Genomic DNA, 19,359 nt, shown 5'->3' on the forward strand with positions numbered 1-19,359 from the left:
CGCCGTAGATGTACCGGGCCGACAACTCCGAAAGGTTCGCCGCTGAGCCCGCGGTGGTGACATACAGCGAACCACCTTCAAACTCTTTGGTGTCCATGGTGTTGCGCGCATCCCGCGAACGGTTCGCGGCCACTCGTTCGCGCAGCACCGGGGTGGCCTTGATGGTCTTGCCGATGCGCGACGAGACTCGTTTGGCCAACCCCAGGCTGGGTAGCAGCGTGAGAATGTTGGACGGCGCCATATGGATCAGGCCGCCAATCCAGTTCAAGGCAATCTGAGTTTTCATCAACTGCGAGGCCACCATGGTCACCACACGCTTGCACGGATGTGCCGGTGACAGGCAGCGCATGGGCTCGCGAGCATACGGTGTTCGTGCAGTACGGTACTGTCCGGGTTCGGCAGCCCCGGCATCCCGCGGGATGCGCATGTACTCGTCAGCCCACTGATCGATCCAGACATCCGGCTCTGGCCGCAGCCCGCGGAAATACGCCTCCCGGTACACCGCTGCACCGTCGGGCATTTCCGCTGACATGGATTAGCTCGCTGCAGTCAAAGAATGGATGAGGTCCGTCGAGGACATCCGTTCGGCATCGTCCAACACCCGGCGCAATGCGGCAGTGAGATGCTTCTCGATTTGCCAGTGATCACTCATGGCGGCCAATTCGGGGGCCAACTGGGGCGGCATACCCAACAACAGATCCCGTAACATCCGCCCGGTCGTGTACGCCGCCGTTTTAACGGCCTCCAACTCGACGTGGGCGCCGCGATTCCTGTGAAACTCGCTCTCGGTCAGGCGTGACTCATAAAACTCGCGATAGGCGCGAGACTCCTGAAAGTCCGGAATGCCCTCGATGGACAATGGCGCCTGGCTTGAAACTGAATGTGGAAGCTCGTACTCAATGGACGGGACTGAGGCTTGCCCTTCCGGCTTGCGCAGAGTTCGTTCGCGCTCATGCCGCGCCGCCACATTAGTTTTGCTCGGATCCGCTGTGCTGAACAGGAGTCGGTCCGTGGCCTCGACATCCACCATGCCGTCCGCCATCAGAACCAGGCGACCGCTCTTGGCCAGTTTCGACACATAAGGTTTCGACCAGCCTTGGCGAGCGGCGAACTCCGCTTTGGTGAGTGCTGTCATGTCCATGCCTTTCGGTTAACCCGGCGGAGTCGCGAGTTAACAGAGTTAACCAACTAATTTACTCGGTTAACTCTGGTTAACCGCTGGAAAGCCACAGCCCGTTTGGCTTTCAGGCGTGTTTATAGCGACTGTGGGAGTTAACCAACTGTTTTACTCGGTTAACTCCTTAGTTAACCGCTCTACAGACCACGGCCCGCGTGGCTTACAGACGAATCAGGGGTGAACCGCGTTAACCTGGTTAACTCCTAAGTTAACCGCCCTGTAAGCCACAGCCCATAAGGCTTTCAGCCTGGTTAACCAATCGAGTTAACCAGTTAACTAACTTTGACGGGGTGCCGCTAACGCGTTTGCGCGAGTCTTATGCCCCGTGTTCCTTGGAAGTTGCCAGGGTCCCCGGCGGGTTTGGAAACCCTGATCCTGCCCTGGTTGAAGGTCGCGTTTAAAACGGAGGCAGTCGAGATTGTGGATGTGATGCTCATGCCGGTAGCGCTGCAATCTGACGGGCAATCTCGTCATGAATCAGTTTGGCTGACCAGGTATGCGCGACGAGGTCGGTACCGGCTACCAGCAGCGCGGCATCACCCTCGGCTGGAATGACTGGCTGGTCGGTCAGGTCGTTGTAGCTACCCGAGAAGTCCGAAGTCCCACTCCCGATAGCAATACGAGCAGCGGCGGCGTCGGCGCTCACCAGCACGGCCTTGCCCACATCTGAGGCGTCCGAGATGTTTTCCGAGGTGATGTCGCCTGGCGTGCCGGCAGCATTGTTCGTTCCCTTCACCACAGCCTGAAGCACTTGAAAGCCTTCAGTGATGGAGACAGGGCTACCGTAGGGCTGCCAGCCTTCGGCAATGGCCTGTGCCAGCTTGGCCGTCAACTCCTCGGGAGTGTTGGCGACGACAGTTTCGTATTGGGTGTAGGCCATTCTCTAAATCTCACGATTGAATGATTGAGCGACGAGCGGCTGACATGCCGGCGAATCACCACAGTGGATGTGGCCCGTGACGGCGTAGGCCAGCAGGAGCACAAGAGGCAGCATCCAGGGGCAGCTCTTCACGGCGCCGAATCCGATTTGGGAAACTTGAAGTCGGCGAACCGATCAGCCAGATCGGCGATCTTCTTCACGCCAAGAAATCCGATGAACACACCCGCAGCCGTGGCGAAGTTCTGCGGTAAGCCGAAGTACTCCAGTAACGGAATTAAGCCAATGGTGATCAGCGTGCACAGCGAAGCTTCAAGCAACGCCTGTCGCCGCGTGCCGCCGCCGTAAATGATCCGCAAGGCACCGACCACGAATGACAATGCTCCGGCGTAGATCGTCGGCGTATGCTGCCCCAGCCACGCGAGAACGAGCAGCCATGTGTCTGGTTTATCGGGCATGTTAGTCATCCGAGTTTCTCCCTTTCGGGGAAGCGCAATAGATTGGTTCCAGCAGCACTTCCCAGCTCGGAGCGAAGGGCGTGGCGGAACCAAAAATAAAAAAGCCCTGCTCGCTGGCAGGGCTCATAAATGGGCACAAAAAACCCGACTCAATGGTCGGGTTCTTGAAAGGCGTCTCGCTGCGTTCACAGCAACACACGCTGCTATGAAAACAAAGTTATTCCGCGCGGAAAAGCCTTTTCATATCTTTCATGCGAAAATCACGCAGTATCATCTTTCTTTCCCTCCTTAACTGCATACCGACTCGCAGCAAATGCAGGGACTTTTTTTGCGAGCTCATCGCGCATTTCTTTAAGTACATCGATCAAAGGAACACTTCTACCGACGTGTCGCGCCAACTCATCAAGGTGCATTTCAAAAGTAAATTTCTGAGTATCTGGACTGGAGTCCGCCAGCTTTGCCCTCTCTAAAAACTCGACAAATCCAACCTTCCCGCAGCCCACCATATCCATCAACTCTTCAAATTCATGGATCGTTAGAAAATAAATGTTCTCAATAGGAATTTGATGTTCCAAGGCGTAATTGGCACGAATTTTATCCAACTCAGCATTACCAACCACACCAGCCAATGTACGACCATTACCAATGTATAGCTCTTTATAAGTAACAGCTAAAAGATAATTTTTGGACCGCTGAGAGATCACAGGATTTTTGCTATTTACAGAAGGAAGTCTGGAAACCACCTCATGACCTTGCTTAAATGCCTTTAAAAGGGAGGTCTCAGTTGCTCGACGAACGTCACCTTTTCGGAGTGCAGCCATTCCTCGCTGGGCCATCTCCACTCCCTTTGCATCAATCAGCACGTTAGAGTCGCCATCAGCAACTAAAAAATCGACAACTCCACCTTGACCTGAAAGACCTCTCATCAGCTCATTTTCATCGACCATCGGTAGTTTTGACTTTCGTAGCCATTTCCCTACATAGCTCTCAAACGCTTTTCCAAACGGTGCATTAAAAGAATTTACATCATCACGCTTTAAATAGTCGTAGACAAAATGCCCCAATGAACGACTAAGGACATGCGGTGACACACACCAATATTGGTTTCCAACTTTAACAAGTGGAAATTTCAAGAATGGCGTTTGCTGCAAAAACTCACCTGGACCTCTTCCGTCGACATCTGTAGCCGTTAATGTTTGATTCAAGTCATTAACCTCTACCGATACCGCCCGTAGAAAAGCATCTACTTCTATTGGCGAAAACGGTGGACAGAGTGCAAAAAGGTGCTCTCTACTTAACACCATGCCCTGCTTCCCCACACTTGCAAGCAGAGCAAATGACAACCTTAGAAAACTTTCAATAGAGAGCCCTACACCTTTCAAAAATTTTGTTTTGAAGTAGTGATTCTCCGGAACTTTTGCAAAAATAGTTTCTTGACGGGCAATATCAACAAGCTTACCGTCCGCCTGATAAAAAAATTGCTGATACGCAAGTGCCCTAAAGAATAATCTTAAATCCTCATATTCGTTAGGCATTCTATCGCTATCAGTTAAATCCAAAACCTTTTGTAGCAATCCTTGCAACTGCCCCTGAGTTATTGACGGTCGCCCCATAGGTTTTTTTGATAAGACATCCAAAAACACCCACTTAATCAAAAGCATAATCAACCAAGGCTGCCTAGAAGTCCTGTCGAACTTTGACTTCGCTGGAGCATACAAATACACCAACGCTTCCTTAAGTATACTCACTGGATGATATCTTCGGATTAAGCCTTGAATCTCTCGAAAGCCCTCATTAAATTCAACTTCTCTTCCGGCAGTTCCTTCCATAAACACCCCAACTTTCCACAAGGCATCAGTTTTCTTACAAAGGTACACCAAATTGGGAAAGCCAGGTTCTATTTATCTGCCCTTTGAGCCGAAGACCAACCGGATCAGTACCCCCATTGGCCTTCGTCAAAATGAAACGATCTTTTGATGATTAAAGGATTCTAGAACTCTAGGCGACCGCACGGACATGATTTATCGCACAATCAATCCATGCTGTACCGGCTCTTACCAACTCGCGTGCTTTGCCCTCACTAATCCCGAAGTGTTTTCCGACTCGTACCATAGGCCACTTGGCTCCGAAGTACAGCCACACAACATCGCCCATCTGCTGATCGCGCATAGCCAGCCGCGCAGCAGCATGATCGACCATCTGAGCCCACTCGTCGGTAATGCAATAGCTCTTGCTAGCCGATGGCTGTGGCACCGCCTGACGCATCAATGCAAATGATGGAGATGTGTACCCTGGCACACCCATCCCATCCATCCTCCACCAGCCCCACTGCTCCAACAGATACTCGGTATCGCCCAAAGGTCGGCCCGCTGGCTTTCGAATCATCATGCGCTCAATCCCCTGTGTAATTAGTTCCGCCCGCTCCCAGGCGGTTGTTCTGTTCGTACTGCTGTTGTGGTCCGGCTGCGTTGGCCGGGCATTTCAATTCTGCAATTTCGCGTTGAGCCCGCTGTAACTTGAAGCTCAATTGTGTAACCAACTCGTCCGTAGATAGGGCCAACCTGCTGCCCTCAACAACCCAACCTGCACCATTGCACTCGGTGCAAGCGATCTCATAAAAAACGCCCTGCACTACTGCTGTTCCTTCGCAGCTTGGACACGACTCCAGTGCAATCCGCTGCTTACGAAAGCCATGATCCGGCGCTTTCTTCATGTTTTGAAACCTCGCCTATGGTTGATTCTTGAGTGGCCTTGCAGCCCTTATTCTCTGTGGCGTCCAGCGCATTACCGGAATCTCCGGATCTAACGCTGGTCAACATATGAATCTGCTCAAATCCCTTCTGATCTAGATGCGCGTGCCACTGCTCCAGGGCATCACGCTTGCGCCCCATCACGTCCGACTGGATGTACACCTTCACGTTGTGGCCCATCGCATGGTTGATAAGCAGCTCACCAATCAGGTGGTCAATGCCGAGGTCGGCCCAGCCGGTACGCGCCAACTTGCGCAAGTCGTGACTGGTCCACTCGCCCTGCCCCAGCCGCACGAATACGGCACTCGCCTGCCCTTCACTGAGTGCCTTGCTGTTACGAGACGGGAACAGGAACTGGCCGTCATACCCTTTGGCCCGCTGAATCTCGCGATAGCTGATGAGCACCTTGCGCACCTGCTCAGTCAACGGCAGGCGATGCTCGACGCCGGTCTTGGTGTGCTCGGCAGGAATGAACCACTCACGCTCGGCCAGGCTGATGTGTGACCAGCGTGCCTGCCGGGTTTCGCCGATCCGTGTGCCGTGGCAGAGCATCAGCAGCGCCAACAGACCATCCCCCGGGTTGTTCACCATCGCACCGAGCAAGCGCGTCATCAGGTCTTGCAGCTGGGTGCCGCGCAACCGAGACGGCTTGATACCGACCTTGGCCTTGGAGAAGTCATTGAACTTAATGCCCGTCATCGGGTTTGACGAAATCAGGCCCAGCTTGAACGCCTGCCGAAAGGACAGGGCCAGCAACTGGAACACCGAACGTACGTAGTCGATGGAAATGCTTTCTTGCAGCGGCCACATCAGGTCGCTGTCGAGGGTGGCCTTGTCGATGTCGGTCAGTGGCAGATCACCGAGGCGCGGCATGAGGTGGCACTTGATCATCGAGGCGCTGGTCTTCTTGCGCTTCTCGGACAAGCTGCGATCACGCGCCATGCGCTCGGCGTACCAGGTCAGCAACTCACCGGTCGTGACCCACTTCGAAACGGTCGAACCTTCTTCGGCAGCAACTCGAAGACGGACAGTCGGCAGCGCCGCAACCACCTGCTTGGTGCTCAGATCCGGAAATCCACCAATACGGTGCCAAGAGCGCTTGCTGAGCAAGTACCAAGAGCCACGAGAACGATTCTTTGCGAAGCGAAAATGCAACGCCGGATGACTCGCATCACGCAGATCGCGGACGTGCAGTTTTTTGGCGTTTCGCTCGATCTCGGCGTCCGACAGCTTCACCGTCAAGGTCTTCACCACGGCTATCCAATTACCCATCAGCCCCCCTTCAGCAGAGATTGCAGGAGTTTGAATTTGTCGAGTGCTTCAGCGTTGGCCTCGCGCTCTGCCTCAACGGACAACGCCACTTCCTCGATACGCGTGGCGAGCTTTTTCATGCGCTGACCGACCTCCTCGGCAAAGCTGATTACCTCGCCAGACAGCACCGCCAATGTATCCAGAGCGCTACCCTCGGGTTTCTTGGTGGTAGCCACGGCCGGCTTGGTTTCTTTCGACATGCTCAGTTCTCGCTGGGGCGTGATGGTGATGGTGGTGCGCTGGAAGTGTCCGTTAACGGGTTCGCGAATGAGACCTGCGTCCTTCAACTCGCCCAAGCCGCGACGTATGGCCGGAAACTGGGCACCCGTGGTTTCGGCAACCATCAACGAATTGAAAATATCGTGAGCACTCCAGCGCTCCTGGATTGGCACGACTTGAAATACTTTGCGGGCGAGCGACGATTGCCCGGCGAGCATGTTTTGTTGCTTGGCGGCGTTCATCAGAAGCCCTCCTTACCGCGTTGAGATTCCCACTCGAATACCACGCCAATGCAGCCGTTTTCCCGGATGCGGTCGACACAGCGCGCACCAATGGCGTCGTTCAATTCGGCGGGAGACAGGTTGCTGACGATGATCGTCGGACGACATTGTTCGTAACGACCGTTGATGATGCTGAACAGGGTGGCCAGCTCGAACTCGCTCTGTTTGGTCGCGCCGACTTCATCGAGCACCAGCAGGTCCGCGCCGATCACCTCGCGCAAGATGTGTACCTCGGACTCGCCTGAGCGCTCATTGAACGTCGCCCGGATCTCGCCGATGAGCGTGCCCACCGTGCGGTAGACCGCCTTGACCATGCATTCGTTGATCAGGTGATTGGCCGAGGCAATGGCCAGGTGGGTCTTGCCGGTGCCGACCTTCCCCAGCAGCAACATGCAGCGACCTTCCCGGCGATGCTTCGAAAAGTTGTCGACGTAGTCGGTACACGCATCCAGGGCGATCTGCTGGGCCGGATTCGACACGACGAAATCGGCAAATGTCTTTTCCGCGAAACGCTTCGGAATCCGGGCGATTGATTGCTGAACTATCCGAAACTGACAGCGTTTGCGCTCGAGCTCTTGCATGTCGCGCTTGTTGCTCGCGCAGATGGGACACCCAGACAGGTTGCCACCCTTGAGGATGACCGCCTCGTATTCGCCATGATCGAAGCAGCTCGCTGGCTGACGGCCGATGACGCCGAATTTGCGGTCCATGTGAGCGCCGAAGTTAGAGACGGAAGGTGCCATTGGCGTTCTCCTTGGTACCGACCTTGTAATCGCGAGTTTCAAAGCCGGAATGGCGACTGGTCGGAGGTGGTGCGGGGATGACTGCTTTGTCGGGGAAGATCCCCGTCCATCCGTTGCTGATCGAAAGGGCCAGAACACAATCGGGGGCTGGATGGTTCGCCAAGGCCTTGGCCTGTTGTTCACAGCTCTTGGCGGTGAGGGGTTTGTGGATTTCCTTGCGGTGCTGGCACCAGTCGGCCCAAACCTCGACGCTGACGTTTTCCGGCTTGGCGGTCAGCGGGTCGAACTTTGGCGATTTGCCTGGCGCGTTAGCGCCCTGCTTCTCCTGATTACTGGTTACCTGATTGGTACCCTGATTACTGGTACCCTGATTTGTCGGAGATTTTTCCGACCCTTCTCGGATTTTTTTCCGACCCTGCTCGGAAATTTTTCCGACCTTTCTCGGAGATTTTTCCGAGGTAGATCGGATTTTTTTCCGACCCTCACACACATTCGAGGTCGGATATTTTTCCGACCCGTCCAACTTGCGATTCCACTCTTTGGCCTTCTCGGTCAAACGAAACAAACTGATGTTTGAAGTGTGGGAAAGCTCGATCAGCCCGGCGGTCTCGAGCCCTTTGAGAAGTCGGTACGCGGTATCTGGTTTGTCAGTGAGCAGGGGCAATTCCTCCACGATCTTTGCCTTGCTCAGGGCAAAGAAAATCCCGTTATCGGTCTTGATTGGCCTTGCCCAGCTAGGGCACTCGTAGACAAACGAAAACAACAACGCCTGCTGCGAGTTCAACCCCCACTCCAGCGCTTTCACTTGGTTGATCGTGATCGTGAACTGCATATCAATCCTTTCCGCCTAGCGGTCGGGCTGGGCGCTTCGACTTGTGCAACTCGATCAGTGCGGTCACCTCCTCGTGCCGCGCAGCCAGGTGCTTGGCATGCAAGGCCAAAATCTCCGATGCTTCCACGGCTGTGATTTCGCCGTCCTCCAGCGCGAGGGCAAGAAACTGGTCAACCCGGCCGCGCTTCACAGAAGTACGCAAAGAGCGCTGGTGCATGTCTACGTTGTCCAAATCGCCGACTTCAGGCAGGCGAACAAATACGCCGCCGTACATCGCGCAGAGGTAGTCCGGTAAGCGCGTGGTGCCCTGCTCGCTTTCGAGGACGTAAACCTCCTCATCGCTAAGAGGAACAACACCGCCGCTCTCATAAACCTGATTCTTAAAACGCTTCAGTTCGAGACTGAGGCGAGCTGAAGCGCATACCTGGCCGCCTGGGTATTTCTTTGCGACCTCGATCACCACTGCGCGGCGGGTTTCTAGTACTGGCGATTTCATTGTCTAGTTTTCTCTCGGCGCCATTGCGCTCAAAGTTGGCTCATTAGATGGGCAGCATCCGGCGACGCGTCCTTTTCGCGCTTTGAACCGGGAACGGTCTAAGCTCTTCCGCTGTGTAAGAGCCATCTGCGTGCTCCGTAACAAAAACCTCACGCCCTGCCTGCAGAGCTTTATTTATTGAACTTTGGGTCATGCCTAACAAATTTCCGGCCTTGGTCTGCCCCTTCTCGGTAGCAAATTGGCTGAGGGTGAGTTGACGCACTGTCCGGTCTCCGGTGGTGTATCTGAACCGACAATATCTCCCATGGAGCTTTTTTAATCAACTCCAATGGAGATGGATATGTATCTCCACCGGGAATACTCTTCGGAAATGAAAAACGACAGACGACCATTACTTGAGTGGGAAAAGACGGAGTGCGCCGCATTAAAAGCGGAGCTGGCTGCCTACAATGCGCGTGCCCCTAAAGGCGAGAAGCTGACTCAAGAAGAGATCGCACTCTCCGTAGGCATGAGCCAAGGCACGCTAAGCAGTCACTTGAACGGTAGCCGTGCGCTCAACAAGGAAATGGCAGCTGAGATAGCTAAAATGCTCGGCATACCCGTAGAGAGATTCAGCCCACGGATCGCGAAAGAAATATCCGAATTGGCGATTGCCGCCAATGCTGTTCCACCAGTCGAATCATTGCAGTCAAACGTCGAGCCTGGCCCGCCAATTACCAGCGCTCCTCGTCGAATCGATGTTGTTGGAACGGCACAACTCGGTCACGAAGGCTACTGGACAAGTCTTGACCAGGCTGCTGGCTGGGTTGAGACCTACTCTAGGGATGAAGACGCCTATGCACTCCGACTCAAGGGTGACTCAATGGCTCCGGCAATTCGTAGTGGTTGGATCGCCGTCTGCGAGCCCAATCACCGCCTAGTGCCAGGTGAGTATGTGATGGTCACCACCACTGATGGGCAGAGCATGGTTAAAGAACTGCTCTTCGAAAACGAAGAAGACGTCAGCCTCATGTCGATCAACTCGGCTTACGGTGAGAGGCTGACAGTAGCTCGGATTGATATCGATAAAATCCATTACGTAGGCGCAATCCTTGCCCCTAGCAAGGTGCTGGGAAGAATCTAAATTTGAGCCCTTCGACTTGTCATTAATTCCCCTAGGCACCTCCCTCCTAAAGCCCGCTAGTTGCGGGCTTTTCTCTGCTAAATAATTGTTTTTAATCGTTAATCTTTAGCGCTTACGCAGCAAGCCATCCACTGTGTATCCATACACAAAAGGAGCAGTGCTATGGCAAAACCACAAAACAAACCAACACCGCCAAACTCGTTTGACCTTCTCGGACTCCGCATCCAAAAAATCATCAGCTCCCCCGCTGCCCAAAAACGAAAGATGGCAGTCATTCGAAGAGGCGCGGATGAGTGCCAGGAGGACTGGAAACGGCTCCTTGACGACATAGCCGATACCGAGCACGTAACATTGAGTAGAGAAGAAGACGGCGCCGCCCGCGTCTCCTGGAGCCTCCCGGCCAATATCTGATCGCCAAAAAACTCGCGCAATGCGGGTTTTTTTAGGTCTATCGGAATATTTATCTCCCAGGGAGTTGACTAAATTAACTCCTAGGGAGATATTTAAGTCGTCGCCACGAAGCAACTCGGCGATGCGGGATCTCCCGCCGTTCTTTAACAATCCGCGCAACAAACAACAGACCGCATTGCCTCTACCGGCGACCGGCGAGCAGACAGGCCCGAAAGCCTGCCAACGACAGGAACAACCTGGACGGCTGCTCGATGGTGAAACGCCAGAACCGTGTGAATGACCCGGCAAGCAATGCGCCCCGCCCCTCCGGCGGCAATAGGACAGACAGCATTACTGCCGATATTCGCCAGCACCCTCCCCGCGCCTACCGGTTCAAGAGCGTGGCCAGGGTGTTGCCAAATATCCGCAACCTTCAGGCTCAAGGAGTCGAAATGAATCAGACCATTCGCCAAAAACAAGCAGTCCTGCAGGTGTTGCGGGATCGCCTCTCAATGTCTACCTCGGAGATGTACCAAATGATCGGTCAGGAAGAGCCAGTACGGACACTCCGCTTCACCATTGTCTCCCTAGGCGCAAATCAGTTCGACGTGATAGAGCGCTCTACCGGCCGCTCCCGCGGCACCCAAACAGGTCATAACTGCGCCTGCCAGTACGCACAACAGCTTGAAGAAAACGCCGACGTCATTGAGTCCGTTGGCATGTCTGCCCGCCGCTTCGGTAGCCTCATGCTGCGCTGGGTTGTCGGCATGGCTGGGATGCTCGGCGTATTTGCTTTCTTCGGAGCGCAATAATGATTGGTGGCCCTATTTCTAATCCGCACCTGGAGGCGCAGGCCGACATCAACCGCAAGACTGCCGAGTACTTCGGGGTCGGCGGCAAGGTGACCGAAGCGGCAAGCTTCCAGACCCAACATCCACCGCCAAGGTCTGCTGCAATCGATCCTGAAACCGTGTTGAAACGGCGACGACCATCCCCGACCCAAGCCGAACGCAAGGGGCCGCAAATGCTCGCGGAGACACTATGAGCAAGCGGAAACCAAACAACATGCGCGTTCGAATGGAGCGTGTGAGCAGGGCAAAACTCAACGCCCATCACGTCGCGGTAATCCAAATCGATCCCAGTGGACGCCAAGGGATGATTAACTGGAAGAGCTGCGAGAGCATCCGGCCAGGGCAACGCATGGCCGAAGCAGTCTGCGACTTTGCTCACCGCTGGACGATCTATGTCAGCGTCCAGTGTCGCGATCAGAATGGCCACCGCTACAGCAAATCAGTCGAGGTTGCGCCCCAAGGCAACTATCTGGCCGCACACCTCGAAAACGTAATCGAGGAAACCTACAAGGACCTGGTCGCAGAGAGCAATCCGAATCATCGGGTCGCATCGGGCTGGATCGCCATCCCCGCCGAAGTTTCGCTGACTGAAGAACAGGCCGCCCGGGTGTTCGACGCCGTGGGTGTCTGGGGTCAACAGAGGGTGGCATGAGACGGATCAGCAACCAGGTGCGACAGCGCCGACGACAGACATGGCTGGATCTACTGGTCCACGGAATTGAAGAGGTGAGCCATGGCAGCCGCGCAGAAAGAACGATCGGCAAAGACTGCGGCGAGGCGAAAGACTCGCGGCGAGGAAGAAATCCGGCTGCATTGCATGGCGGGCACGCGACAGGCATTGGCTGAGCTGATGGCCTGGAGCGGCATCGAGGAACAGGGCGAGGCCATCACGCTGATGATTCATCATCTTCATGCATTAGGACCTCAAAAGTGTCTGCCGATGCTTGATCCGCCGCGACACGTTATTGAGGTCTCCCAAAACGTGTCGCTGGCTTTTCACAGGAAGAGCCTGCTGATGCTTCAGCAGGATCCGGGGGATGAGATTGTTAATCCTTTTATTTAGGATTTCTTTGCCGGCGGCGCAGCGGGAGCAGGAGGCCTTACGCTAGTCGGGCTTGGAGGATTTACGTTTGCCTGACCCGGCGCATTATTAGGGCGGATCAGTCTTGGAGGCATTGGTGTTGGGGCCTTGCTCGACATAAAAATCACCATGTTTTAGGAGTGAATTCAACCCACTGTACTTTTGAAGCATCTATCACAAGTAGCTCTGCGGCAAGAGGTAGCTCCTTTCCCTCGTCATCCAGCCAGCTTGGGTCATTGATCACAAACTGGCCCGAAGATGGCTCAGATGGCCATTCAGTAGGCCACCCATACAGCCTTCTCTCGTCGACTAGATGAAGGACCACAAAGCGTTTGTGCCCAGAAAAAGCGCTAAACCACTCACAAGGATATGAGCTTTGTTTGGTTATCTTCTTGCGCCGAAGCCATGCATGCAGGTTGTCATTATTGGCTAAGTAACAGGATATCAAGCCTGTTAGCACCGCAATCACCCCAGACCATGCTGCTTGAGCCTCTTTATCCCATGTGCCGAATACGATTCCATGCTGACCGATCCATAGAAGTAACGCACCTATCAAAACAACAATGCCATGAATGACGAAAGTAAAAATTAGCGCTTGAACGATCTGGCCAAACGTATCAGGTCGCTTAAAAGCGGTAAGGGAGTAGAAAATCCAGGCGGCGAAAAATCCCGGAATCAAATATTGCAAAAGAGGGATTACTTCTTTTACTAAGTCGTCCATCAAGCACAACTCCTTATCCCGGCCTCATGCCGGGCAGAACACAAATACCTCACTTCAACGAATCACGCCAGCCGGCGAGGATCCCATGTCGCCTTATAAAATCTCAGGGACAACCGTCGTGAGCTTCTCCGGCGGGCGGACCAGCGCCTACATGCTTCGTCAGGTGCTGGACAACAACGAAGACCTGACCGATCTGGTCGTCACCTTCGCCAACACCGGAAAGGAGCACCCCGCCACACTGGAGTTCGTCCGGGACTGCGCTGAACGCTGGGCGGTTCCGATTGCTTGGCTCGAGTTCCGGGACAACGAAGTAGGTTTTGAGGTGGTGGATTACGCCACAGCCAGCCGTCAGGGCGAGCCGTTCGAGGCGCTGATCCGCAAGCGGAAGTATCTGCCGAACCCTGTGACCAGGTTCTGCACCATCGACCTCAAGATCCGCATCATCCACAAGTACCTGCGCAGCCTGGGGCTTTCGACCGAAGAAAACCCGGTGGACATGATGACCGGTATCCGGGCCGATGAACCGCGTCGGGTGGTGAAGATCCGGCACCGGAAGAGCACCAGCGAGAGCAAGTGGGCAACAATGGTGATGCCGCTAGCTGATGCCGGTGTCGGAGTGCAGGATGTAACGGACTTCTGGGCCGGCCAATCATTCGACCTGATGCTGCCTACGATCAACGGCCGCACGCTGGAAGGCAATTGCGACCTCTGCTTCTTGAAGGGAGCGAAGCAGGTCTACTCGATCCTCGCCAGCGATCGCCCCAAAGCTAAGTGGTGGGCTCGCATGGAAAACTCAGTGGTGTCAGGCGGCAAGTTCACCGGTGACGGTGCTCGGTTCCGCAGCGACCGCCCAAGCTACCAGCAGATGCTCGACTACTCCGACACCCAATTCGACATGTTCGCCGACCAGGACGAGGCCATTACCTGCTTCTGTGGCGACTAATCCTGCTTTGAAGACGTGACCATGCGCGGATCGGTAGTGAATTGTTCGATCGAATCGATCAAGTGCACACCAAGCACACTTCCAAAAGCATCGTAGACAACATATTGACCACCCTTTTCTTTCACCTCCGTTGCGTTTTCGTAAATGAAGTACTGCTCATCATAGTTTTTAAAAGTCGCAGGCATTTTTCTGCTCCTCAAACCGGCGTCTTGCCGGGACCATCAATCAATAGCCCACAAACTCACTTCACGCCAGCCGGCGAGGATCCACAATGCCTACAGCAATCGATTTGTTCGCCGGTCTCGGCGGATGGTCTACCGGTGCCCGCAATGCCGGGATCGACGTTATATGGGCTGCCAATCACTGGCCTGTCGCGGTTGAGTGGCACAGCGCTAACCACCCGGACGCCATACACATTTGCCAAGACCTGCATCAGGCGGATTGGTCGAAGGTTCCTGCGCACGACATCATGCTGGCCTCGCCCTGCTGCCAGGGTCACTCGAAAGCGCGCGGCAAAAAATCCGGCAATGCTCAGCATGATGCATCGCGGTCAACAGCATGGGCAGTGGTGTCGGCTGCCGAATTCCACCGGCCAGAAGTGGTGCTGGTCGAGAACGTCGAAGAGTTCACGGACTGGGCTTTGTATCCAGCCTGGTCGCAGGCAATGGCGGCACTCGGCTACATGATCGCGCCCCATGTCGTTGATTGCGCCGATCTCGGCGTGCCGCAGCACCGCGTGCGCCTTTTTCTGGTCTGTACCCGAAGCAAGGCACCGCTCAACCTTCAGCTTCACCAGCGCCAGCATGTGCCAGCCTCATCCTTCATCGATTTCGAAGCGGGCAAGTGGAGCCCGGTTGTGAAGCCGGGCCGGGCTGAATCGACCCTGCTCCGTGTGAAGAATGGCCGGGAGCGCTTCGGTGATCGATTCATCATGCCTTATTACGGATCAGGATCAGGCCTGACTGGCCGCTGCCTGAATCGCCCGATCGGTACTATCACCACGCTTGACCGGTGGGCCCTGGTGCGCGGCGATGAAATGCGGATGCTCTCGGCGAACGAGGCCCTTGCCGCCATGTCGTTCCCGGCTGATACGAAGCGCCCGGACAACCATCGGCTGACTATGCACATGGCAGGTAACGCCGTACCGCCTCTGGCTGGTCAACGAATCATCGAAGCGCTCAAAGCAGCCGCCTGACCCACCCTCACCTATTGCGCTGCGAGATCAGCCATTACCTCGGTCGTACCAGTTGTTTGCAATCTCCGCGGCTAATTGATGTATGTCATCCCAGCTATCAAAAGGTCCGCATAGATTGCCTTTGACGTCAAAAAGTCCACCTCCACCTATGAGTACGCGCACTCTCTCAGGCAAGACAAGACTTTGGGCGCTTGCTGGATAGTCAATCCATGCCTCCCTTCCCTGAGTGAGCTCCATCGGGATAATCATCGGTTCAACGTAAGTACAAGTTTCCATTTCCAACTTCTCCGCCTGTTCGATTCGGTCTAATCCTGCTCCGAGTCGGAACCCTTTTCCAAACAAATCCGCAACTAAATGCGATGCACCGTTCATCAGCTGACCACCCTCCACCGCCCGGGCATGCCCCGGCATAGGACGCCCCATGCCCACAGAAAACAAACTCGCCTTGAAACGCCAGCGCGCCGAGCAGGTCAACAAGGTGATCCGGATCATCGCCGCCCACGGGCGCCGGTTCTTCTACAGCCAGACCGCAAATCGCTGCGCCAGCATGGAAGTCGATCAGCGGGGAAAGGTCTGGTTCATCGATGATTACAGCGGCAAGCGCATCTTCACGCATGACACGGTGTGGGGTGGGAAGTGGCGCGGCTTCAGCCACGGCGGCACGCTGAAGGATCTAGTCAAAGAATTCCGGGATTACATCTGCAACGGTGAGCCGCTGCACCCGGGTTATCTCGGACCTGAACGGTTCAATGACAGCAACATCTGGGGCTACGACGAGGCGGGCATGCGGGTGGTTCGCGAGCAGGCCGCCGCCCTTCCCGTATTCCGCAAACCTGCAACGGAAGCAGATTGAAAAATCTCTTCTGACGCTTGGTCGCCAGGGTTCTTGTACGCCCGAAAATGCACACTTGAACTCTACATCACAGAAAATAATGTCTAATATCCGCCCTTCCGTATTAGGGCATCAACACCATGCTAAAAATAACTTTGGGACCAAAGGCCTTAAACCATCCAAATTCAGACAAACCGGGTGCATATAAGCTCGCATCCAAACTAAAGGAAAGCATTTTAAATCCTGGAGAAACTTTAAACCTAGAGCAATACGTTACAGGATACGGATCAAATAGCGGATTCAAAATAGTTTGCTACATATCGAACAATGTTTTTGACGAGGAAAACTCATACTTACACACTGAGTTATCTCAACAAAAAAACGCCCTGAAGTGGGGAGAGAAAAAAATAAAAGTCGACAATGGTGGCTTCTCACTAACCCCATCATCAATGCAGAATGAAAATTGGGAAAAGCCCGAATTTATATTCGACACAAAAGAGAGCGCAAATTATATTATAACTGAAAAAAGCCTGATAAATGCCCCTTTTACTTACAAGCTAAAAACACACAGAAATGCTAAAGCGGGAGCCCACTACATCGTTTTCTACTTAACCTACTTTAATGGTAGTGAATGGATGTGCGAAGAAGAGCGGGTATCGTTTAAGATTAACAATACTTTTGAACGCTTCAATACTCTCCTGTCAATACTTGCTGCCGCAGCGCTAATTGTAACGATTGCACATGATGGCATTGCTCCTTTATTCGATAAACTTCACGAGATAGGAAAGTTTGTAAGTCTCTTCCGGAGCAGTCGATAGTAATTTTCCAATAAAACGGGATTTTACAGTCCCGCTTCCCCAATCCTCACCCTTCAACGTCAGCCGCTATAGCGGCAAGGAATCGCTATGCCTGAAGAAATGACGCAGGATGCCGCGGCAGCTGATCGCGCGCTGCTTATCCTCGCGGCCAAAGCCGGCCGCATCGAAATCGAACCGTGCACCTGCCGAGATACGAAGTGGCCTTATCGCCTGGCCGGAAAGTCTGGTGTCCGCGCTCACTGGAACCCCCTCATCAACGACGGCGATGCCCTTCGCCTGGCCGTCGTCATGGGCCGCATGGAGCGGTTGGGCGTGGCTATTCATATCGTTGAGCCATACGACGGTGATACCGACCCTTACACATACGTGGATGCCAAGAGGTTCGGTGAGCACACCAGGTATCACCACGACGATCCGTTCGCAGCGACGTGCCGCGCAATCGTAGTGGCTGCTGCTGAAATCGGGAGACGGTCATGATCCTCATCCCAATAGCAGCGCCGCTCTACATGCTCTGGCTCATCTACAAGGGGCCGCACCGGTAAGGGCTCACCCCGCCAGTCACCTCAGGGGAGAAAGCGTGTACGCAACTGGCGAGATGAACCAATAAACCGTAGCCCACCTGCGAAGCGTGCCTCACACCCTTCATCAGAATTATACATACCACCCTCTGCCGCCCCGGGCGGCATGGAGCACCCAATGAAAAAAGAACTGATCAAGATCAGCGAGTTTCAACGCCGGCGCTGGGGCGAAAACGGCACCCCACAATGCCCACAAGCGATTCGCAACCATATCCGCAACGGCGTAGTCCCGGGCGAGCAGATCGGAAAACTCTGGTACGTTGACTGGACCGCATTCACCCGCTCGGACGGCAACGACTTGGTGGCGATGGTCTTGAAAGGAGCTGCATGATGGTCCCACGGCCGCGCAACAAGGCGAACAAGAGCCTTCCGCAGAACCTGTACTTCGATGCGCGGCGCTCAACCTATCGCTACCGCCGGCCAACCGACGGTAAGTGGTTTCAGTTCGGCACTGATCGCATCAAGGCCATCGACGCAGCGAAGCAATTAAACCTGGAGTTCATGCGCGGCGCAGACTTAATTGGCGCCGTGCTGGGCAACTCATCCGAATCTTTCGCAGGCTTCCTCGACACCTACGAGCGCGAAGTTTTACCACCACGCGAACTGGCCAAGGGAACTCTGGGGCTGTACGCAGTGCACTTCCGCCGATTCCGTAAGCAGTTCGAGGGCAAGGCCGTCGACCAGATCACGATCCGCATGGTCGCGGAGATGCTGGATGCCCTAACCCCCCGGACGGCAAACCAATGCCGGGCACTGCTGATCGATGTTTTCAATCACGCTGCAGCCAAAGGCCTGTGCCCAGACAACCCGGCGGCCAGCACAATCAACCGCATTGAGAAGAAACAACGCAAACGCCATACCGTCGAAGGCTTGAAGGCCATCCGGGAGAAAGCTCCAGCCTGGCTACAGAACGCAATTGACCTCGCCCTCATCACTGCCCAGCGCCGGACGGACATCCTAGACATGCGCTTCGACGGTGTTCGAGAGGGCTTCCTGTACTTGGTGCAGAAGAAGACGGCAAAGGCTAGTGACGCGGCGTGGATCCGCTTCCGGGTGACACCCGAGTTGCAGGCTGTGATTAGCCGCTGCCGTGACGACACTGCTTCCCCGTACCTGGTACACCGCAAGCCCGATCGCCTGAAACAGAAACAGGCACAGACCAAGGACCATTGGACGAAAATTGAAGAGCGGTATTTGACGCGAGCATTCAAGGACGCCAGGGAGGCGGCAAACTGCTACGCGGGATGGAAGGAAGAAGAGATGCCGGGCTTCCACGAAGTGCGAGCGTTGTCACTGCACCTGTACAAGAAAGCCGGAAAGGACGGGCAGAAAATCGCGGGGCATGCGAGCGAAGGCATGACCAAAAACTACCAGCGTGACCATGAGGAAATCATTTGGTCAGAGGCGATTCCGGACCTAAATATCAGCGAAATCACCGGGTAGTTTTGCGCCAGTTTTGCGCGGGTTTTGCGCCGGCACAAAAAAGCCGATCTATCCGATCGGCTTAAGTGTCTGATTTTACTCAGGAATAATGGTCGGGACGGAGTGATTCGAACACTCGACCCCTAGCACCCCATGCTAGTGCGCTACCGGACTGCGCTACGCCCCGACTAGGCGTGAAACCCATTCCTCATCTCGAGGAACGCTCAAGAATATATCGCAAGCTTTTGAAAACTGGAAGTA

Annotated in this window: 29 protein-coding genes and 1 tRNA gene; 13 read left to right on the forward strand and 17 right to left on the reverse strand. The window is 54.7% G+C overall.

Translation table 11 applies throughout. The features are described 5' to 3' along the window. The 13 genes from KGA98_RS21665 to KGA98_RS21725 all read right to left on the reverse strand — a co-directional run. On the reverse strand, positions 1–532 hold a 532-nt coding region (locus KGA98_RS21665; RefSeq protein ID WP_223503729.1), incomplete at its 3' end, for a phage terminase large subunit family protein. A gap of 3 nt (positions 533–535) precedes the next feature. Beyond that, positions 536–1,135, reverse strand: coding sequence for a terminase small subunit (locus tag KGA98_RS21670; protein WP_223503731.1), 600 nt, complete (start codon positions 1,133–1,135; stop codon positions 536–538). A 475-nt stretch (positions 1,136–1,610) separates the two neighbouring features. Beyond that, on the reverse strand, positions 1,611–2,057 hold the full coding sequence (locus KGA98_RS21675) for a DUF1737 domain-containing protein (RefSeq protein ID WP_223503733.1): 447 nt from the start codon (positions 2,055–2,057) through the stop codon (positions 1,611–1,613). Positions 2,058–2,185: 128 nt separating this feature from the next. Then, the gene (locus KGA98_RS21680; protein WP_223503735.1) at positions 2,186–2,521 is read right to left on the reverse strand and encodes a phage holin, lambda family; all 336 of its coding nucleotides are present in this window, start codon (positions 2,519–2,521) and stop codon (positions 2,186–2,188) included. 251 nt (positions 2,522–2,772) lie between these two features. Then, entirely contained in the window at positions 2,773–4,341 is a 1,569-nt protein-coding gene (locus KGA98_RS21685; RefSeq protein WP_223503737.1) for a hypothetical protein, read from the reverse strand. 169 nt (positions 4,342–4,510) lie between these two features. Beyond that, positions 4,511–4,900, reverse strand: a complete 390-nt coding sequence (locus tag KGA98_RS21690) for an antiterminator Q family protein (RefSeq protein ID WP_223503739.1) — start codon at positions 4,898–4,900, stop codon at positions 4,511–4,513. A 4-nt stretch (positions 4,901–4,904) separates the two neighbouring features. After that, on the reverse strand, positions 4,905–5,225 hold the full coding sequence (locus tag KGA98_RS21695; RefSeq protein WP_223503741.1) for a hypothetical protein: 321 nt from the start codon (positions 5,223–5,225) through the stop codon (positions 4,905–4,907). Then, positions 5,194–6,534: a tyrosine-type recombinase/integrase gene (locus KGA98_RS21700; protein WP_223503743.1), complete on the reverse strand. Its 1,341-nt coding sequence runs from the start codon at positions 6,532–6,534 to the stop codon at positions 5,194–5,196. The genes KGA98_RS21695 and KGA98_RS21700 overlap by 32 nt, the downstream gene beginning before the upstream one ends. Beyond that, on the reverse strand, positions 6,534–7,034 hold the full coding sequence (locus KGA98_RS21705) for a hypothetical protein (RefSeq protein ID WP_223503746.1): 501 nt from the start codon (positions 7,032–7,034) through the stop codon (positions 6,534–6,536). Before KGA98_RS21705 ends, KGA98_RS21700 begins: the two co-directional genes overlap by 1 nt. Beyond that, positions 7,034–7,816, reverse strand: coding sequence for an ATP-binding protein (locus tag KGA98_RS21710; RefSeq protein WP_223503748.1), 783 nt, complete (start codon positions 7,814–7,816; stop codon positions 7,034–7,036). The genes KGA98_RS21705 and KGA98_RS21710 overlap by 1 nt, the downstream gene beginning before the upstream one ends. After that, positions 7,797–8,648 carry a hypothetical protein gene (locus KGA98_RS21715; protein WP_223503750.1) on the reverse strand — a complete coding sequence of 284 codons (852 nt, stop codon included), beginning with the start codon at positions 8,646–8,648 and terminating at the stop codon, positions 7,797–7,799. The genes KGA98_RS21710 and KGA98_RS21715 overlap by 20 nt, the downstream gene beginning before the upstream one ends. Before the next feature lies 1 nt (position 8,649). Beyond that, positions 8,650–9,144, reverse strand: a complete 495-nt coding sequence (locus KGA98_RS21720; RefSeq protein WP_223503752.1) for a YmfL family putative regulatory protein — start codon at positions 9,142–9,144, stop codon at positions 8,650–8,652. 43 nt (positions 9,145–9,187) lie between these two features. Further along, complete coding sequence (locus KGA98_RS21725; protein WP_027923808.1) at positions 9,188–9,406, reverse strand: Cro/CI family transcriptional regulator; 219 nt, start codon at positions 9,404–9,406, stop codon at positions 9,188–9,190. Between the two features lie 78 nt (positions 9,407–9,484). Here KGA98_RS21725 and KGA98_RS21730 point away from each other — a divergent pair, with 78 nt between their 5' ends. The 6 genes from KGA98_RS21730 to KGA98_RS21755 all read left to right on the forward strand — a co-directional run bounded on the left by KGA98_RS21730 (position 9,485) and on the right by KGA98_RS21755 (position 12,571). Then, positions 9,485–10,267, forward strand: coding sequence for a helix-turn-helix transcriptional regulator (locus KGA98_RS21730; RefSeq protein ID WP_223503754.1), 783 nt, complete (start codon positions 9,485–9,487; stop codon positions 10,265–10,267). 162 nt (positions 10,268–10,429) lie between these two features. Beyond that, a complete protein-coding gene (locus tag KGA98_RS21735; protein WP_223503756.1) occupies positions 10,430–10,678 on the forward strand; it encodes a DUF1654 domain-containing protein in 249 nt (82 codons plus the stop codon). A 251-nt stretch (positions 10,679–10,929) separates the two neighbouring features. Continuing rightward, a complete protein-coding gene (locus tag KGA98_RS21740; protein ID WP_223503758.1) occupies positions 10,930–11,469 on the forward strand; it encodes a hypothetical protein in 540 nt (179 codons plus the stop codon). Beyond that, positions 11,469–11,702: a hypothetical protein gene (locus KGA98_RS21745; protein ID WP_223503760.1), complete on the forward strand. Its 234-nt coding sequence runs from the start codon at positions 11,469–11,471 to the stop codon at positions 11,700–11,702. The genes KGA98_RS21740 and KGA98_RS21745 overlap by 1 nt, the downstream gene beginning before the upstream one ends. Beyond that, positions 11,699–12,160: a hypothetical protein gene (locus tag KGA98_RS21750; RefSeq protein WP_223503762.1), complete on the forward strand. Its 462-nt coding sequence runs from the start codon at positions 11,699–11,701 to the stop codon at positions 12,158–12,160. The genes KGA98_RS21745 and KGA98_RS21750 overlap by 4 nt, the downstream gene beginning before the upstream one ends. Positions 12,161–12,241: 81 nt before the next feature. After that, positions 12,242–12,571: a hypothetical protein gene (locus KGA98_RS21755; RefSeq protein ID WP_223503764.1), complete on the forward strand. Its 330-nt coding sequence runs from the start codon at positions 12,242–12,244 to the stop codon at positions 12,569–12,571. A 142-nt stretch (positions 12,572–12,713) separates the two neighbouring features. Here KGA98_RS21755 and KGA98_RS21760 read toward each other — a convergent pair whose 3' ends face one another. Next, positions 12,714–13,310: a DUF6338 family protein gene (locus KGA98_RS21760; RefSeq protein WP_223503766.1), complete on the reverse strand. Its 597-nt coding sequence runs from the start codon at positions 13,308–13,310 to the stop codon at positions 12,714–12,716. A gap of 85 nt (positions 13,311–13,395) precedes the next feature. Here KGA98_RS21760 and KGA98_RS21765 point away from each other — a divergent pair, with 85 nt between their 5' ends. Further along, on the forward strand, positions 13,396–14,253 hold the full coding sequence (locus KGA98_RS21765; protein ID WP_223503769.1) for a phosphoadenosine phosphosulfate reductase family protein: 858 nt from the start codon (positions 13,396–13,398) through the stop codon (positions 14,251–14,253). On the opposite strand, the gene KGA98_RS21770 is transcribed toward KGA98_RS21765, so the two are convergent. Then, positions 14,250–14,438 carry a hypothetical protein gene (locus KGA98_RS21770; protein ID WP_223503771.1) on the reverse strand — a complete coding sequence of 63 codons (189 nt, stop codon included), beginning with the start codon at positions 14,436–14,438 and terminating at the stop codon, positions 14,250–14,252. The two genes, KGA98_RS21765 and KGA98_RS21770, sit on opposite strands and share 4 nt — an antisense overlap. Before the next feature lie 86 nt (positions 14,439–14,524). Between KGA98_RS21770 and KGA98_RS21775 the strand changes: the two genes are divergently transcribed. Then, positions 14,525–15,448 carry a DNA cytosine methyltransferase gene (locus KGA98_RS21775; protein WP_223503773.1) on the forward strand — a complete coding sequence of 308 codons (924 nt, stop codon included), beginning with the start codon at positions 14,525–14,527 and terminating at the stop codon, positions 15,446–15,448. A gap of 27 nt (positions 15,449–15,475) precedes the next feature. On the opposite strand, the gene KGA98_RS21780 is transcribed toward KGA98_RS21775, so the two are convergent. Continuing rightward, on the reverse strand, positions 15,476–15,820 hold the full coding sequence (locus KGA98_RS21780; protein ID WP_223503775.1) for a hypothetical protein: 345 nt from the start codon (positions 15,818–15,820) through the stop codon (positions 15,476–15,478). Between the two features lie 49 nt (positions 15,821–15,869). Between KGA98_RS21780 and KGA98_RS21785 the strand changes: the two genes are divergently transcribed. The 5 genes from KGA98_RS21785 to KGA98_RS21805 all read left to right on the forward strand — a co-directional run bounded on the left by KGA98_RS21785 (position 15,870) and on the right by KGA98_RS21805 (position 19,119). Continuing rightward, positions 15,870–16,301 (forward strand): hypothetical protein, encoded by a 432-nt coding sequence (locus KGA98_RS21785; RefSeq protein ID WP_223503777.1) that lies wholly within the window; start codon positions 15,870–15,872, stop codon positions 16,299–16,301. 119 nt (positions 16,302–16,420) lie between these two features. Continuing rightward, positions 16,421–17,098, forward strand: coding sequence for a hypothetical protein (locus KGA98_RS21790; protein ID WP_223503779.1), 678 nt, complete (start codon positions 16,421–16,423; stop codon positions 17,096–17,098). A gap of 87 nt (positions 17,099–17,185) precedes the next feature. Next, positions 17,186–17,575, forward strand: coding sequence for a hypothetical protein (locus tag KGA98_RS21795; protein ID WP_223503781.1), 390 nt, complete (start codon positions 17,186–17,188; stop codon positions 17,573–17,575). A 219-nt stretch (positions 17,576–17,794) separates the two neighbouring features. Continuing rightward, positions 17,795–18,007: a hypothetical protein gene (locus tag KGA98_RS21800; protein ID WP_151213167.1), complete on the forward strand. Its 213-nt coding sequence runs from the start codon at positions 17,795–17,797 to the stop codon at positions 18,005–18,007. Further along, positions 18,007–19,119 carry a phage integrase Arm DNA-binding domain-containing protein gene (locus KGA98_RS21805; RefSeq protein WP_223503788.1) on the forward strand — a complete coding sequence of 371 codons (1,113 nt, stop codon included), beginning with the start codon at positions 18,007–18,009 and terminating at the stop codon, positions 19,117–19,119. The genes KGA98_RS21800 and KGA98_RS21805 overlap by 1 nt, the downstream gene beginning before the upstream one ends. A gap of 89 nt (positions 19,120–19,208) precedes the next feature. On the opposite strand, the gene KGA98_RS21810 is transcribed toward KGA98_RS21805, so the two are convergent. Further along, positions 19,209–19,285 (reverse strand) — tRNA-Pro (locus tag KGA98_RS21810). Between the last annotated feature and the right edge of the window lie 74 nt (positions 19,286–19,359).

Origin of the sequence: Pseudomonas sp. BF-R-24 (assembly GCF_019947335.1) — a bacterium.
Lineage (GTDB): Bacteria > Pseudomonadota > Gammaproteobacteria > Pseudomonadales > Pseudomonadaceae > Aquipseudomonas > Aquipseudomonas jessenii.